This window comes from Reyranella soli (assembly GCF_007992495.1).
Taxonomy (GTDB): domain Bacteria; phylum Pseudomonadota; class Alphaproteobacteria; order Reyranellales; family Reyranellaceae; genus Reyranella; species Reyranella soli.
This window is the reverse complement of sequence record NZ_BKAJ01000111.1, coordinates 1-15,053: the sequence shown is the minus strand read 5'-3', so window position 1 is coordinate 15,053 and position 15,053 is coordinate 1. Positions and strand designations below refer to the sequence as shown.

13 protein-coding genes are annotated in these 15,053 nt (G+C 66.8%); 10 read left to right on the top strand and 3 right to left on the bottom strand.

Features of this window, described 5'->3' with window-relative positions; translation table 11 throughout:
- Positions 1–83: 83 nt before the first annotated feature.
- Genes RSO01_RS29745 through RSO01_RS29740 form a run of 3 tightly spaced genes read left to right on the top strand, consistent with a single transcriptional unit; the run spans position 84 to position 3,391 of the window.
- On the top strand, positions 84–1,334 hold the full coding sequence (locus RSO01_RS29745; RefSeq protein WP_147154195.1) for an MFS transporter: 1,251 nt from the start codon (positions 84–86) through the stop codon (positions 1,332–1,334).
- The gene (locus tag RSO01_RS47585; RefSeq protein ID WP_170303447.1) at positions 1,331–1,474 is read left to right on the top strand and encodes a hypothetical protein; all 144 of its coding nucleotides are present in this window, start codon (positions 1,331–1,333) and stop codon (positions 1,472–1,474) included. Before RSO01_RS29745 ends, RSO01_RS47585 begins: the two co-directional genes overlap by 4 nt.
- A 48-nt stretch (positions 1,475–1,522) precedes the next feature.
- The gene (locus RSO01_RS29740; protein WP_147154194.1) at positions 1,523–3,391 is read left to right on the top strand and encodes a WD40 repeat domain-containing protein; all 1,869 of its coding nucleotides are present in this window, start codon (positions 1,523–1,525) and stop codon (positions 3,389–3,391) included.
- A 4-nt stretch (positions 3,392–3,395) separates the two neighbouring features.
- Here RSO01_RS29740 and hslU read toward each other — a convergent pair whose 3' ends face one another.
- Together hslU and hslV are read right to left on the bottom strand one after the other, a co-directional pair.
- Positions 3,396–4,706, bottom strand: a complete 1,311-nt coding sequence (hslU, locus tag RSO01_RS29735; protein ID WP_147154193.1) for an ATP-dependent protease ATPase subunit HslU — start codon at positions 4,704–4,706, stop codon at positions 3,396–3,398.
- Between the two features lie 5 nt (positions 4,707–4,711).
- Complete coding sequence (gene hslV, locus RSO01_RS29730) at positions 4,712–5,272, bottom strand: ATP-dependent protease subunit HslV (RefSeq protein ID WP_147154192.1); 561 nt, start codon at positions 5,270–5,272, stop codon at positions 4,712–4,714.
- A gap of 316 nt (positions 5,273–5,588) precedes the next feature.
- Between hslV and RSO01_RS29725 the strand changes: the two genes are divergently transcribed.
- Entirely contained in the window at positions 5,589–6,836 is a 1,248-nt protein-coding gene (locus RSO01_RS29725; protein WP_147154191.1) for an NAD(P)/FAD-dependent oxidoreductase, read from the top strand.
- A gap of 224 nt (positions 6,837–7,060) precedes the next feature.
- On the top strand, positions 7,061–8,527 hold the full coding sequence (locus RSO01_RS29720) for an amidohydrolase family protein (protein ID WP_147154190.1): 1,467 nt from the start codon (positions 7,061–7,063) through the stop codon (positions 8,525–8,527).
- Here RSO01_RS29720 and RSO01_RS29715 read toward each other — a convergent pair whose 3' ends face one another.
- Positions 8,528–9,280 (bottom strand): M48 family metallopeptidase, encoded by a 753-nt coding sequence (locus RSO01_RS29715; protein ID WP_147154189.1) that lies wholly within the window; start codon positions 9,278–9,280, stop codon positions 8,528–8,530.
- A 32-nt stretch (positions 9,281–9,312) separates the two neighbouring features.
- On the opposite strand from RSO01_RS29715, the gene RSO01_RS29710 reads away from it, so the two are divergent.
- The 5 genes from RSO01_RS29710 (at position 9,313) to add (ending at position 15,015) form a co-directional block, all read left to right on the top strand.
- The gene (locus RSO01_RS29710; RefSeq protein WP_147154188.1) at positions 9,313–10,488 is read left to right on the top strand and encodes an aminotransferase class V-fold PLP-dependent enzyme; all 1,176 of its coding nucleotides are present in this window, start codon (positions 9,313–9,315) and stop codon (positions 10,486–10,488) included.
- A gap of 65 nt (positions 10,489–10,553) precedes the next feature.
- Complete coding sequence (locus RSO01_RS29705; protein WP_147154187.1) at positions 10,554–11,324, top strand: class I SAM-dependent methyltransferase; 771 nt, start codon at positions 10,554–10,556, stop codon at positions 11,322–11,324.
- A 27-nt stretch (positions 11,325–11,351) separates the two neighbouring features.
- On the top strand, positions 11,352–12,260 hold the full coding sequence (locus RSO01_RS29700) for a LysR family transcriptional regulator (RefSeq protein ID WP_147154186.1): 909 nt from the start codon (positions 11,352–11,354) through the stop codon (positions 12,258–12,260).
- A gap of 106 nt (positions 12,261–12,366) precedes the next feature.
- Positions 12,367–13,938 (top strand): ABC transporter substrate-binding protein, encoded by a 1,572-nt coding sequence (locus RSO01_RS29695; RefSeq protein ID WP_170303446.1) that lies wholly within the window; start codon positions 12,367–12,369, stop codon positions 13,936–13,938.
- 9 nt (positions 13,939–13,947) lie between these two features.
- Positions 13,948–15,015, top strand: coding sequence for an adenosine deaminase (gene add / locus RSO01_RS29690; protein WP_147154184.1), 1,068 nt, complete (start codon positions 13,948–13,950; stop codon positions 15,013–15,015).
- Positions 15,016–15,053: the final 38 nt, after the last annotated feature.

Here is a 15,053-nt window from a genome sequence, read left to right as displayed (position 1 = left end):
CTTTTGACGGCATGAAGTAATTCTATGGAAAGACCCAAGGCGAACGCCTTGTCAGCCCCTCCCCTCGACCGCAAGTTGCCCCGATGACCTCCCGTTCCTACTGGACCGCCGTTTGGTGCGGTTTCCTCGTCCTCACTATCGGTTTGGGCGTACGCCAGAGCTTCGGCATCTTCCTGAAGCCTGTTTCGGCCGAATTGCATGTCGGCCGCGAGTTGTTTTCCTTCGGCACCGCGCTTTCCATGCTGCTGATGGGTGCCGTGGCGCCCTTGTCCGGCCGGCTGTGCGACCGTTTCGGCTCAGCCATCACGATAGCCGGCGGCGGCGTGATCTACGTGCTGGGCATGGTGGTGACGGCCGTCATGCATGACGGCTTCATGCTGGTGCTGGGCAACATCCTGGTCGGCGTCGGCCTGTCGGCCGCCTCCTTCGGTCCCGTGCTGGGCGTGATCCTGCGCGTGGCGCCGCCCGCCAAGGCGGCGCTGGCGGTCGGCATCTGCTCGGCCGGTGGCTCGTTCGGCCAGTTCTTCATCGTGCCGCTGGCGGCGGTCCTACAGAACTATTTCGGCGACTGGCGGCCCACCATGTGGGCGCTGACGGGCATTGCCGTGCTGATGATCTTCCTGGCGGCCGGCCTCAACGACAGCCAGCAGATCGCGGCCAGCCGCAGAGCGGGCGGCGGCAAGCAATCGACCGGCGAGGCGCTGTCCGAGGCCTTCGCCCAGAGGAGCTACGTCCTGCTGGTGATCGGCTATTTCGTCTGCGGCTTCCACGTCGCCTTCGTCGGCGGCCACCTGCCGGCCTACATCTCCGACAAGGGCATCGGGCTCTCGCTGTTCGGCATCAACCTGTCGCCGGCTGAGCTCGGCGGCTGGGCGATCGGCATGGTCGGGCTGTTCAACATCGCCGGCGCCATCCTGTGGAGCTCGATGGGCGGCAAGTACAAGCGCAAGAACCTGCTCACGCTACTCTACCTGCTGCGCTCGCTGGTTTTCCTGGGCTTCGTGCTGGCGCCCCTGTCGGCGGCTTCGGTGCTGATCTTCGCGGCAGCGCTCGGCTTCCTGTGGCTGGGCACCGTGCCTCTCACCACGTCGCTGGTCGGCTACATCTTCGGGCCAGTCCATCTCACCATGCTGAACGGCATCGTGTTCTTCGGGCACCAGGTCGGCAGCTTCTTCGGCGGCTGGGGCGGCGGCAGGCTGTACGACCTGCAGGGCAACTACGACATGATGTGGTGGATCTCGATCGCGCTCGGCCTCGTCTCGGCCCTGCTGCACTGGCCGATCGTCGAGGAGCGGCTCGCGCGGCCGGCCGCTGCCGTGGCGCAGCCGGCGTGACCATGACCGAGGGGTGGCGCTCCGTCGTCCTCTGGGGCGCCACCTCCCTGCTGGTCGCCGCGGTCGCGGTGTCGTTCGTGATGTGGGGCCTGAACGGCCCGGCGTATCTGATCGATCTGATCGCGGCGTATTGCCTCTAGCTGGGTTACCGCGGCACTGTTGCCGCCGTGATCCCGATACTCCGCCTGATGGCCGCCGCCCTCGGCCTGTTCATGTTGGCCGCGCAGGCCGTTGGCCAGGAAACGCGCGTCGCGGCGGCGGCGGATGCCGACGTGATCGCCGTTTACAGCAGGCACGTCGAGAAGCGCCTTCTGCGTGCGCACTTCGATCGCGCCACCGCCAAGGTTTCAATCACGCCGTTCGGGCCACCGGGCGTCGAGAATTTTGCCGTGGCGCCCGACGGCGCGTTCATCGTGTACAGCACCACCGACACCCCTGCCGCCAGCAAACCCGTTACGTCCCTGTTCCTGCTGGATGAAGCCGGCCGTGCACTTGGCGAACCGTTGCGCAGCCCCGTCGGCGCCATCACGGAACTGGCGGTATCGCCGAAGGGCGATCGGATCGCCGCCAGCAGTGACCGCGGCTGGCTGGCTTTGCTGTCGGTCGAAGGATCCGGAACGGCGAGACGGCTCGCATTGCGCACGACGTTCGGAGTCGCAGCCGACAGGCAGTTCACCTTTGCGTTCCGCCCTGATGGTGGCTTGGTGACCATCGTCGACGATTGGGTGGCGACCTGGCGCTCCAACGACGGCGCGATCCAGCGCACACTCGACCTCAAGACGATCAATCGCGACCTGACACCGGCCGATCAGGACATCGGCGCTCTCTTCAAGCTGACATGGTCACCGCGCGGCGATCGCTTCGCGGTCAGCTGGGGCCCTGGCCCGATGGTGACGACGATTTTCGATTCCAATGGCCATCGCCTGAAACCTGCCAATTTCGGGGCGAGCAAGGTCGAATTCGTCGACGGCGGCGACGCCGTGATCCTCTACGGGATGGAAGCGCCGGCTCTGGTCCGCATGAAATCACTCGCCTCCACCAGATTCGGTGACCCGGATGTTTCGGCGGACTGGTGCGCGCGGCTGGCAGGCGGACGCGAGATCGCTCTTCTGGCAGGCGATCAGATCACGCTGTGGTCCCTGGAGGGCAAGCGACTGACAAAGCCCGTCCGGCTCGAGAATTACAGTCTCGGCCTCGCGGTGCCGGGGGCGAAAGACGAAGTGATCGTGGCTGCGGAGCAGGCTGGCTGGCTCGACCTCTACACCAAGGAGGGCAAGTTCATCCGCCGGATTCAGTCAGGCGGGCGGGACAACCGTGGATTCGTCGCCTTGTCAGCAGACGGCGCCATCCTCGCGGCGCTTGGTTCGGACGCGCTCAGCGTGATTTCGCAGCTGAGCACGCGGGCGTGGGGCACCGCGCTCTCGCCGCCAGGAGGGCCGCTCGTCGCGGTCGCCGCCAATGGCAGCCGAATCGTCGCGGAAGGATCCGACAAGACCTTGCGTAGTTGGTCGAGGGATGGCACCGAGGCCGACGCCATTGCCCTCAAGGCGGGCGAACAGGTTGCGGGCCGCAGGCTCTCCGGCCTCGCTGTTTCAACGAATGGCGATGCGATCGCCGCTGCAGAAGAAGGGTCGGCGGTATGGCTTGCCTATCCGGCGGACAAAAGCATTCGCCGCGTGGCCCTGGCGGCCCAAAGCGTTGCGCCATTGCCTGACGGCACCGGCTTCGCCATTGGCCTGGCCGACGGTACCGTCGCGCGCCTTTCCCGCGACGGCGCTGTCCAGCAGCTGCCTTTCAAGGCCTCGGAACTTGGTGCTGTGGGCCGCATCGTCGTTGCGCCCGATGGCCTGAGCTTCATTGCCGTTGAAGATGACGAAAGACAGGCCCGCCACCTTGCCTGGGATGGCAAGGTCCTGGCGGGGCCGTATCGAGCGGGCCAGTCCGAGATGATCAGTGGTGCCTTGTTTCACCAGGGCACGCCCAAGCTGATCGTGAGGAATGCCGGTTCGACGGCGGATGAGAGCTACGCCGTCGGGAATCTGGCTTCGCCTCGCTGACGGATCAGAGCACGAACTTGCTGAGATCCGCGTTCTTCGCCAGCGCGCCGACGCGCTCGCGCACGTAGGCCGCGTCGATCTCGATCTTCTTGCCCGGGCTGTCGGAGGCGGTGAAACTGATCTCTTCCAGCAGCTTCTCCATCACCGTGTGCAGGCGGCGGGCGCCGATGTTCTCGACGGTCTCGTTGATGTCGGCCGAGAGCTTGGCGAGCTCGTCGATGGCGTCGGGCTTGAACTCGAGCTCGACCTTCTCGGTCGCCAGCAGCGCCTTGTACTGCTTCACCAGGCTCGCCTCGGGCTCCGTCAGGATGCGGCGGAAATCCTCCTGGTTGAGCGACGCCAGGCTGACGCGGATCGGCAGGCGACCCTGCAATTCGGGCAGCATGTCCGACGGCTTGGCAAGATGGAACGCGCCGGAGCAGATGAACAGCACATGGTCGGTCTTCACCGGCCCGTGCTTGGTGTTCACCGTCGTGCCCTCGATCAGCGGCAGCAGGTCGCGCTGCACGCCCTCGCGGCTGACGTCGCCGCCGCCGCGGAACTCGCTGCGGGCGGTGATCTTGTCGATCTCGTCGATGAACACGATGCCGTTCTGCTCGACCGAGTCGCGCGCCTCGCGCACGACCTTCTCCTGGTCCAGGAGCTTGTCGCTTTCCTCGCGCATCAGCGTCTCGTAGGACTCGGCCACGGTCAGCTTGCGCTTCTTGGTGCGCCCGCCGAACGCCTTGCCCAGCATGTCGCCGATATTGATCATGCCGACCGACGCGCCGGGCTGGCCCGGCACCTCGAACTGCATGGGGGCGCCTGAATCGGCGACCTCGACCTCGATCTCGCGCTCGTTGAGCTCGCCAGCGCGCAGCTTGTGGCGGAAGCGCAGGCGCGTCTCCTCGCTGGCGCCGCTGCCGCACAAGGCATCGAGCACGCGGTCCTCGGCGGCAAGCTCGGCCTTGGCGCGCACGTCCTTGCGCAGCCGCTCGCGCGCCATGTCTATGGCGCTTTCCATCAGGTCGCGCGCGATCTGCTCGACGTCACGGCCGACGTAGCCGACTTCTGTGAACTTGGTCGCCTCGACCTTGAGGAACGGCGCGTCGGCGAGCTTTGCCAGGCGCCGCGCGATCTCGGTCTTGCCGCAGCCGGTCGGCCCGATCATCAGGATGTTCTTGGGCAGCACCTCTTCGCGCAGTGCCTCGGGCAGCTGCAGGCGGCGCCAACGGTTGCGCAGCGCGATGGCGACGGCGCGCTTGGCGTCCTGCTGGCCGACGATGTGCTTGTCGAGCTCGGAAACGATCTCGCGGGGGGAAAAGTCGTTGCTCATTTCACTCAGAGTTTTTCGATGACGAGGTTGTGGTTGGTGTAGACGCAGATGTCGGCGGCGATGCCCATCGCCCTGCGGGCGATCGCCTCGGCATCGAGGCCATCGACGTCGATCAGCGCCCGCGCCGCGGCCAGCGCATAGTTGCCGCCCGAGCCGATGGCGATGATGCCGCCCTCGGGCTCCAGCACGTCGCCCGAGCCCGATAGCAGCAGCGACACGTCCTTGTCGGCCACCGCCATCATCGCTTCCAGCCGGCGCAGGTAGCGGTCGGTGCGCCAGTCCTTGGCGAGCTCGATGCAGGCGCGCAGCAGCTGGCCGGGATGGCGCTCGAGCTTGCTCTCGAGGCGCTCGAACAGGGTGAAGGCATCGGCCGTCGAGCCGGCGAAGCCCGAGACGATCTGGCCATTGCCCAGCCGGCGCACCTTCTTGGCGTTGCCCTTGACGATGGTCTGGCCCATCGAGACCTGGCCATCGCCCGCCATCACCACCTGACCGCCCTTGCGGACGGACAGAATGGTCGTGGCGTGCCAGCCCGGCCCGGAGGAAGTTTCGGATTGTGGGGACATGGCCCCGTAAATAGTCATTTGCGGCGGCAAATCAATCGCGCTGCTCCGGTGGCATATTCTCCGCTAGGCTGCACAACTTCGACTTGGAATCGTCCTTGTCCCTGCATTTGCCAGGCACCAAAAGAGAACGAATGAGAAAGGCGAAATCCCGCAGCCCCGTCGCTCAGCGACACGCCGAACTAAAGGCGTTGGCGGCCTTGCCAGAGGCCCATATCGACACGGCTGATATTCCGGAAGTTGTAGACTGGTCGGGCGCCAAGCGCGGGCTCTTCTACCGATCTGTGAAGCGCCGCACAAAGCGAGCTAATCTCGCTCGATGAACGACCAGCCTGTCATCATTATCGGCGCCGGCATCGTCGGCACCGCGACCGCCCGCGCCCTGCAGCGTGAGGGCCATGCCGTCACCCTGATCGACAGCGGCGAGCCCGGCCGGGCCACGTCCTACGGCAATGCCGGCTTCATCGCCATCGACCACGTCCTGCCGCTGGCCCGGCCGTCGACCCTGAAGCGCGTGCCGCAGATGCTGATGGACCGCAACGGGCCGCTCACCGTCCATCCGCCCAGCATCCCGGCCCTGCTGCCCTGGATGGCGCGGTTCGCGCTCGCCGCCTACAGCCAGAAGGAGGTCCAGAAGGGCGTCGATTCGTTTGGGCCGCTGATGGCCGAGGCGAACATCGCCTGGAAGGCCGAGATCCAGGCGTCGGGCCTGGGCGAGCTCTTCCGCACGCAAGGCGCCCTCTACGTCTACGAAAGTGAACAGGCCTTCGCGTCGGGCGCGGAGGAACGTGCACTGCAGCAGACCAAGGGCACGGTGTTCGAGATCGTCGACGGCAACCGCGCGCGCGAGCTGGCGCCGGGCTTGAGCGAGCACATCGTGCGCGGCGTCTACTACTCGCACGGCATGCACACCATCAACCCTTACAAAGTGGTGACGTCCTTGGCCGAGCGCTTCACGGCCGAAGGCGGCACCCTGCTGCGTGGCCGCGTGCGTGGCTTCGGCCGCGACGGCAATCGCGTGACCTCGGTCGAGATCACCGACCAGAGCCTGCCCGCCAAGGCCGTGGTCATCGCGGCCGGCCGCGCCTCGGGCGAGCTGACGCGACTGCTGGGCTTCAATGCGCCGCTGGTCGCCGAGCGCGGCTATCACGTCATGCTGGCGCCCGACAATGTGCGATTCGAATTGCCGGTGAGTCCGGCCGAGCGCGGCTTCATGATCACGCCGATGGAGGAGGGCCTGCGGGTGGCCGGCACCGTCGAGCTCGCCGCCCCGCACCAGCCGCCGTCGTGGCACCGCGCCGATATATTGGTGCGGCACCTCAAGGACATCTTCCCTGGCGTCGGCGGCGCCGAGCAGAGCCGCTGGATCGGCGAGCGGCCGACCCTACCCGACTTCCGCCCGGCGATCGGCCGCGCGCCCCGGCTTGCCAATGTCTATTGCGGCTACGGCCATCAGCATGTCGGGCTGACGCTCGCCACCGCGACGGGCCGTCTGATCGCACGCCAGATGATGGGCGAGGATCTGCCTTCGACATTGCAGGCCTGCGATCCTGGTCGATTCGGCTAAGCCAATTTCGCAATTCAGCAATTACGAAATTGCTGTCATCCCAAGCTCATGGTCTTCCGGACCGCGCGCTTCCAGCGCGCTCATGAGCTTGAGCGCGCAGGATGCGCGCGGTCCGGAAGAGATGACAGCGAGTGTGATCCAGCGACCGGCGGTTGCGCGGCCACGCCGACGGGATTAGCGTTTGCGGGCTAATCTGGCGAATCGACAGCTCCCAGGAGGCCGGCATGAGTTCTCATCGCAGCCCCGCAGAAGTTCGTTCCAGCGTAAAGCATCCCATCATCGACGCCGACGGCCATTGGATCGAGTACGGCCCGGTCTTCGCCGAGCGCATGCGCAAGGTCGCAGGCGACAAGGCCGGCGACGGCTTCCTTGCCTCGCAGCGCCGCATTCCCGACGCGCTCAACCTTTCGATCGCCGAGCGCAAGCAGCGCGGCATCGCCATGGAAGGCTACTGGAGCCGCCAGACCACCAACACGCGCGATCGCGCCACCGCGATGATGCCGCGCATGCTCTATGACCGTCTCGACGAGCTCGGCATCGATTTCGGCGTGATCTATCCGACCGCCGGCCTCAGCATCCCGCGCATTCCCGACGACGAGACCAGGCGCGCCGTGGTGCGCGGCTTCAACATCGTCACCCACGAATACTTCGCCAAGCTCTCGGACCGGCTGTCGCCGGCTGCCGTGATCCCGATGTTCACGGCCGAGGAAGCGATCGCCGAGCTCGAGTTCTGCACCAAGGAGCTCGGCAGCAAGGTCGGCATGTTCGGCGGCGGCGTGCCGCGCCGGATACCGATGGCCAAGGATCTCGACCCGACGGTCGGCCGCTTCGCCGTCACCTATGAGAACCTCGGCATCGACAGCGAGCATGACTACGACCTGGTCTGGCAGAAGTGCCGCGAGCTGCGCATCGCGCCCACCTTCCATGCCGGCGGCCGCGGCTTTGGCCTGCGCAATTCGCCGAGCAACTTCACCTTCAACCACATCGGCCACTTCGCGGCGGCCGGGCATTCGATCGCCAAGGGCCTGTTCCTGGGCGGCGTGACGCGGCGCTTCCCCGATCTCAACTTCGCCTTCCTCGAGGGCGGCGTGGGCTGGGGCTGCCAGCTCTTCGCCGACCTGATCGAGCACTGGGAGCGGCGCGGCGCCAAGGGCATCGCCTACATGGATCCCAAGAAGCTCGACCGAAAGATGCTCAAGAGCCTGGTCGACAAGTACGGCTACGAGGAGATCGCCGCCGAGCTTGACAAGCGCGACGGCTGGCCCTCCAAGGAGGAGGACGAGGCGACCGGCGGCATGCCGGTGCTCGACGACTTCGCCGCCTGCAAGATCACGCGCAAGGAGGACTGGGTCGACCTCTACGCCCGGCCCTACTACTTCGGCTGCGAGGCTGACGACCGCATGAACGTCACGGCGTTCGGCCGGGCCAACCCGTTCGGCGCACGCATCAACGCGATCTTCAGCTCCGACATCGGCCACTTCGACGTGCCCGACATGCTGAGCCCGGTGCCCGAAGCGCACGAGCTGGTCGAGGACGAGCTGATCACGCCCGACGACTTCCGCGACTTCACCTTCACCAACGCCGTGCGCCTGTGGGGCCAGCAGAACCCGAGCTTCTTCGAAGGCACGGTGGTGGCCAAGGAGGCGGCGGCTGTGCTGAACAGCGAGCGGGCGAAGGTCGCGGCGGAGTAGTCAGGCGCCGTACTGCAGCAGCGTCTCGCCGTTGGCCTTCAGCCACGCCTGCGGCGGCTCCATCGGGCCGTCGCACAGGCTGCGCGCCAGCGCCCAGAAGCGCGGGCCGTGGTTGAGGTGCACGAGATGAGCGACCTCGTGCGCCACCAGGTAATCCAGCACTTCCGGCGGTGCGAAGACCAGGCGCCAGGAGAACGACAGGGCGCCGTCCGGCCCGCAGCTCCCCCAGCGCGAGCGGCTGTCGCGCACGCTGATGCGCTTCACCGGCCGTTCGACGCGCCCGGCCTTGGCGTGGACCAGCGGCACCAGGCGATGGCGCAGCTCGGCGGTCAGCCAGTCGCGCAGCCGGCGCGGCAAATGCTCGGGCTGGCCGGCGACATGGATCTCGCCCGGCTCGCGCCACACCGTGCCGCGCCTGTCGGCGCGATGGCGGATGAGGTGCGGCTCGCCGAACAGCGGCACTTCGGCGCCGTCGGCGAACGGCCGCCGGTCCGGCAGGCGCTTTAGCCGGGCGGCGATCCAGCCGGCCTGGGACTCGGCGAAACCCACGGCGGTGCCGCGGGCCATGCGCAGGGGAGCGGTCAGCACGACCCGGCGATGGGCCACGTCGACGCGCAGCGAGGCGCGGCGGGCGCGGCCGCTGCGCACGAAGGTCACGGGCAGGGTATCGCCTGCATGAACAATGGTCAGTTGCTCCGGCTCGGGCGCCGCTCTAGGCAGGACGAAACGCAACACGGTGCCGGACAACGACATGCACCCGATCATACAACAGAGGAGCTTCTGACGTGACCCTCGATCTTGCCCGGCTGCGCGCCGAGACGCCCGGCTGCGCCCACGTCCTGCACCTCAATGCCGCCGGCTCCGCCCTGCCCAGCCAGCGCACACTCGACGCCACCGTGAACCATCTGCAGCTGGAAGCCGAAATCGGCGGCTACGAGGCGGCCGCCAAGGCGCATGACGACCTGGAGGGCTTCTATCCCGCGGTGGCCAAGCTGATCGGCGCCAAGGCCGACGAGATCGCCTTTGTCGAGAACGCCACCCGGGCCTGGGACCTCGCCTTCTATTCCCTCGATTTCAAGCCGGGCGACCGCATCCTGACCTGCGTCAGCGAATATTCATCGAACTACATCTCCTACCTGCAGGTCGCCAGGAAGACCGGCGCGGAGATCGTCGTCGTGCCCGACGACAACTACGGCCAGATCGACCTCGGCGCGCTGGAGCGGGCGATCGACAAGCGCACCAAGCTGGTGTCGATCTCGCATGTGCCGACCCAGGGCGGGCTGGTGCAGCCGGCCGAGGCCGTCGGCAAGATCACCAACGATGCCGGGATCCTCTACCTTCTCGACGCCTGCCAGTCGGTCGGCCAATTGCCGGTCGACGTCACCAAGGTCGGCTGCGACTTCCTGTCGGTGACCGGCCGCAAGTACATGCGCGCTCCGCGCGGCACCGGCTTCCTCTATGCCAAGCGCGCGACCACGAGCCAGATCGAGCCGCTGCTGCTCGACAACCACGCCGCCAAGTGGACCGACGACAACGCCTACACCGTGCGCGACGACGCACGGCGCTTCGAGAACTGGGAACGTTATTTCGCCGGCGTCATCGGACTGAAGGTCGCCGCCGACCAGATCAACGAGCTCGGCATGGAGCCGATCTGGGCCCGCCTGCGCGAACTGGCCGACGGCCTGCGCGAGCGGCTCGCGACCCTGAAGGGCGTCAAGCTCACCGATCTCGGCAAGGTGAAGGGCGCCATCGTGACCTTCGCGGTCGAGGGCAAGGACCACAACGAGCTGAAGGCCAGGCTGCGCGAGCAGGCGATCAACGTCACCGTCTCGACCCAGTTCTCCTCGCGCCTCGATCTCAAGGGCCGCGGCCTGCTGAACGTGATGCGCGCCTCGGTGCATGTCTACAACACCGAGGACGAGCTCGACCGCTTCGTCGCGGCGCTGGAAAAGATCATATGAAGAAGATATGGCGGCGGGCTGAGCCATATATTTGAGATCACTGCCATCCTGGCTACGATCGTCCCATGGCGATCGATTTTCATTCCCAAGCAAATCGCGGCACCTATGCCAGCCGGCACGCCGATGACGGCTGGAAGGCAGCCATCCAACGGATTGTCGAGCCTTCCGGCAGGCGCGTTGCCGACATCGGCTGCGGCGGCGGCATCTACTCCCGGGCCTGGCACGAGCTTGGCGCTCGGACCGTCACGGGCGTCGACTTCTCGCAGGCGATGGTCGATGCCGCGCGCGAGCAGGCCGCCGGGCTTACTGACATCTCCTTTCGGCAGGGCGATGCCACGGCGACCGGCCTGCCGCCAGCCTCGGCCGACGTCGTCTTCCAGCGTGCCCTGATCCATCACCTGAAGGACTACAGTCCATGCGTTGCCGAAGCGCGCCGCGTGCTGGCGCCCGGCGGGACCTTGATCGTGCAGGACCGCACGCCGGATGACGTCGAACTGCCGGGCTCGCCGGAACACCTGCGAGGCTATTTCTTCGAATGCTTTCCGCGCCTGCTCGCGGTCGAAACGGACCGCCGGCCGACGGACACGGCGGTCCGCGCCGCCCTCGACGCAACCGGCTTCGCCGAGGTCGAGATGTCCGTGCTCTGGGAAGTGCGCAAGGTCCACCAGGACTGGCAGGAGCTGAAACAGGACCTGACCGAGCGCACCGGCCGCTCCATCCTCCACGATCTCAGCGACGAGGAGCTCGCCGGGCTGATCCTCTACATCGAGACGCGGCTTCCTGGCGGACCGATCGTCGAGAAGGACCGCTGGACAATGTGGAGCGCCGTGGCCTGATCCGGCGGCGTCTGCTCTTATGACGCCATGCCCTTGATCTCGCCGGCCGCCTCGTGGCTGAGCCTCGTCGCCAAAGTCGGGTCGATCCGGCGGGCCGCGGTACAGCTCAACGTGTCGCCCTCGGCGGTGAATCGCCAGATCCTGAAGCTCGAGGCCGAGTACGGCGCGCCATTGTTCGAGCGGCTGCCGCGCGGCCTCCGCCTCACCGAGGCCGGCCGCATGCTGGTCGCCAACGTCGAGCGCTGGCAGCACGATCATGCGCGGACGCTGCAAAGCCTCGCGGAACTGCGCAGCCCCATGAGCGGCCATGCCGCGATCGGCCTGATGGAAAGCTTCGGCCGCGCGGTCGTCTCGCGCTTGATGACCCACATGGCCGAGCGGCATTTCCAGGTCTCGCTCGACGTCCAGATCGGCGGCACCGAGCAGATCGTGGGCCAGCTCGTCGCCCGCAAGCTCGACCTCGCCATCTGCTATGCCGTACCGCGCCAGCCCGACATCCAGTTCCTGGCCCGCGTGCCGTCGAACCCGGGCATCGTCGTGGCGCGCGGCCATCCGCTGGCCAACCGCAAGTCGATCCGCCTGGCCGACTGCGCCAGGCACAGCTTCGTCCTGCCCGATGCTTCTCTCACCTCGCGCGGCATCCTCGACAGGGCGCTGCGCCGGGCGGGGCTGCATCCCGCCACGATGGTGACGACCAATTCCATCGAGGTGATGAAGACGCTGGTGCGCGAGCACCGCCAGATCGCCCTGCTCGGGCTGCCGGACATCCATTCCGACCTTCTGGACGGCGAGTTCGTCTACATCCCCTTCGCCGACCGCCATGTCAGGGGATCGAGCCTGTCGCTGATCGCGCACCGGCACGTCCGCCTGTCGCCGGCGGCGGCGATGGTGGCGGATCATCTGAAAGACCAACTACAGCGGCTGCCCGTCAAATAGCACCGTCCTCAAAAAGGCGACGGCGCGTGCGCAAAGTTGAGCTTCTAGTTCTCCCCTGGCCGGGTGTTACATGCGATGGGCCGTTTTCAGGCCATTGGGGGACAGCATGACGATCCGTCGTTCCTGGTCGTTGGTGGCAATCGCGGCCGCATCGCTGCTGGCCGGAACGCCTTCGCAGGCGCAATCGGTGCTGCGCGTGGCGCCCGAAACCCTGTCGCGCATCCTCGATCCGCATTTCACGACGTCGTTCACCACACGCGATCTCGGCTACCTGATCTACGACACGCTGTTCGCCGTCGACGACAAGTTCGAGCCCAAGCCGCAGATGGTCGAGAGCTACACCGTGAGCCCCGACAAACTCACCTACACCTTCGTGCTGCGGCCCGGCCTCAAGTGGCACGACGGTCAGCCGGTCACCGCGGCCGACTGCGTCGCCTCGATCCGCCGCTGGGCCTCGCGCGACAGCATGGGCCAGATGCTGACGCGCTTCCTGGATTCGCTCGAGGCCACGGACGCCGGCACTTTCAAGCTCGTGCTGAAGGAGCCCTACGGCATGGTGCTCGACAGCCTGGCCAAGGTCGGCGCGCCGGTGCCGTTCATGATGCCGGAGCGCATCGCCAAGACGCCGGGCAGCGAGCAGGTGAAGGAGATCGTGGGCTCCGGTCCCTACAAGTTCCGCGCCGACCTGCATGAACCCGGCGTGAAGATCGTCCTGGAGAAATTCGCCGACTACAAGCCGCGTGGCGAGCCGCCCAACTGGGCGTCGGGCGCCAAGATCGCCAAGCTCGACCGCGTGGAAATGCTGGGCATGCCCGACGCCCAGACCCAGGTGAGTGCGTTGCTGCGTGGCGAGGTCGATTATCTCGAACGCGTGCCGGCCGACCTGCTGCCGTTGCTCGACGCCAAGTCCGACGCCAAGGCCGAGGTGGTGAGCAAGTTCGGCTTCCAGGCGATCATGCGCATGAATCACCTGCAGCCGCCCTTCGACAACATCAAGGTGCGCCAGGCGGTGGCCCACGCGATCGACCGCTCGATGTATGCCGCCGTGGTCGCGGGCGATCCCAGCTTCGCCACCGACTGCGCCGCCATCTTCGGCTGCGGCATGCCCTACGACAGCAAGAACGGCATCCCCTCGCGCAACGTCGCCGCCGCCAAGGCGATGCTGAAGGAAGCGGGCGTCGACATGTCGAAGCCGCTGGTGATGCTGCATGTCGCCAATGCGCCGGGCATCGCGGCGCTGGGCAATGTCACGCGCCAGCTGCTGGTCGATCTCGGCTTCAAGGTCGAGATGCAGGCGATGGACTTCCAGACCTTCGCCACGCGCCGGCTCAACACCAAATCGGTGAGCGAAGGCGGCTGGAACCTCGCCCATACGACCAATTCTGTGCCCGACCAGGGCAACCCGCTCAGCAACCCCTTCCTGGTGGCCGTCGGCCATCCGGCGTCGGCCTGGGGCTGGCCGAACGATCCCCGGACCGAGGAGCTGCGGTTGACGTTCGCCAAGGCGCCGGATGAGGCCGCCCGCAAAGCAGTCGCGGCCGAGATCCAGGCGCGGGCCTACGAGCAGGTGCTCTACCTGCCCTTGGCGCAGTTCACGACGCCGTCGGCGTGGCGCGACAACCTGCAGGGCGTGCTGAAATCGCCGGTGATGCTGCTCTACAACATCGACAAGAAGTAAGAGGCGACCATGGCGAAGGCTGTTGCCGACGGTTATCTGCGGCGCATTCCCAAGGCCGAGCTGCATTGCCATCTCGCCGGCACGCTGCGCGCCACGACCGTGGCCGAGCTGGCCGCACGCGCCGGGCTGGCCCTGCCGCGGCCGGCCGACAAGCTCTACCAGTGGCCGGACTTCTACGGCTTTCTGGATGTGCTGCGGCTCACTGCTCTGGTGCTGCGCACGCCCGAGGATTTCTCGCGCGCCGTCTACGAATACGTCGAGGATGCCGTGCGCGACGGCAACCTCAGGCACGTCGAGTTCTTCTTCAATCCCGACTACTTCTATCCCAACGGCATCGACTATCCGGCGATGGTCGACGGCATGATCGAAGGCATCGAGGCGGCGAAGAAGATGTTCGGCGTGTCGAGCCTGCTGATCTGCTGCATCGACCGTTCGACCAACACGCCGGCCCAGGCGGTCGAGATCGTCGAGACCGCGATCGCCCATCGCCGCGACCATGTGGTCGGCATTGGGCTCGACGGCGCCGAGCGTGCCGGGCCGCCCGCCACCTTCGCCGAGGCCTATGCGCTGGCCAAGCGGGCTGGCCTGCATCGCACGGCGCATTGCTGCGAGGACAACCAGACGCTCGTCGAGGCGCCGCCGACCAACTACCTGATCTGCCGCGACGTGCTGCAATGCGACCGCATCGACCACGGCTACAACATGCTGGCGTCTGACTTCGTGATGGCCGAGGCGCGGCGCGACGGGCTCTACTTCACGCCCTGCGCCTGGACCAGCCTGGTGCACAACCGGCCGCACCGCCCGCAGCGCATCCGGCGCATGGTCGAGGCCGGGCTGAACGTCACCATCAACACCGACGATCCGGCGATGTTCGAGACCGATCTCGGCCATGGCTTCACGACGCTGTTCGAGTCGATCGGCTGGGGGCCGGACATGGCGCGCAAATTCAGCCTGAACTCGGTCGAAGGCTCGTGGCTCGACGAAAGCGATAAGAGCGCGCTCAGGATGGCGTTTCGCCGCGAAATCGCCGCGCTGGACAAGGAGTTCGGCTACGAGACGGCGGCGCCGACGGTCTAGTCGTTCTCATCGTCATGTTCCTCTCCCCCACTAGGGGG

Excerpts from the sequence above, each read along its gene's own strand:
- RSO01_RS29745 (WP_147154195.1), top strand. The coding sequence starts at position 84 with ATGACCTCCCGTTCCTACTGGACCGCCGTTTGGTGCGGTTTCCTCGTC.
- RSO01_RS29740 (WP_147154194.1), top strand. The coding sequence starts at position 1,523 with ATGGCCGCCGCCCTCGGCCTGTTCATGTTGGCCGCGCAGGCCGTTGGC.
- hslU (WP_147154193.1), bottom strand. The coding sequence starts at position 4,706 with ATGAGCAACGACTTTTCCCCCCGCGAGATCGTTTCCGAGCTCGACAAG.
- hslV (WP_147154192.1), bottom strand. The coding sequence starts at position 5,272 with ATGTCCCCACAATCCGAAACTTCCTCCGGGCCGGGCTGGCACGCCACG.
- RSO01_RS29725 (WP_147154191.1), top strand. The coding sequence starts at position 5,589 with ATGAACGACCAGCCTGTCATCATTATCGGCGCCGGCATCGTCGGCACC.
- RSO01_RS29720 (WP_147154190.1), top strand. The coding sequence starts at position 7,061 with ATGAGTTCTCATCGCAGCCCCGCAGAAGTTCGTTCCAGCGTAAAGCAT.
- RSO01_RS29715 (WP_147154189.1), bottom strand. The coding sequence starts at position 9,280 with ATGTCGTTGTCCGGCACCGTGTTGCGTTTCGTCCTGCCTAGAGCGGCG.
- RSO01_RS29705 (WP_147154187.1), top strand. The coding sequence starts at position 10,554 with ATGGCGATCGATTTTCATTCCCAAGCAAATCGCGGCACCTATGCCAGC.
- RSO01_RS29700 (WP_147154186.1), top strand. The coding sequence starts at position 11,352 with ATGCCCTTGATCTCGCCGGCCGCCTCGTGGCTGAGCCTCGTCGCCAAA.
- RSO01_RS29695 (WP_170303446.1), top strand. The coding sequence starts at position 12,367 with ATGACGATCCGTCGTTCCTGGTCGTTGGTGGCAATCGCGGCCGCATCG.
- add (WP_147154184.1), top strand. The coding sequence starts at position 13,948 with ATGGCGAAGGCTGTTGCCGACGGTTATCTGCGGCGCATTCCCAAGGCC.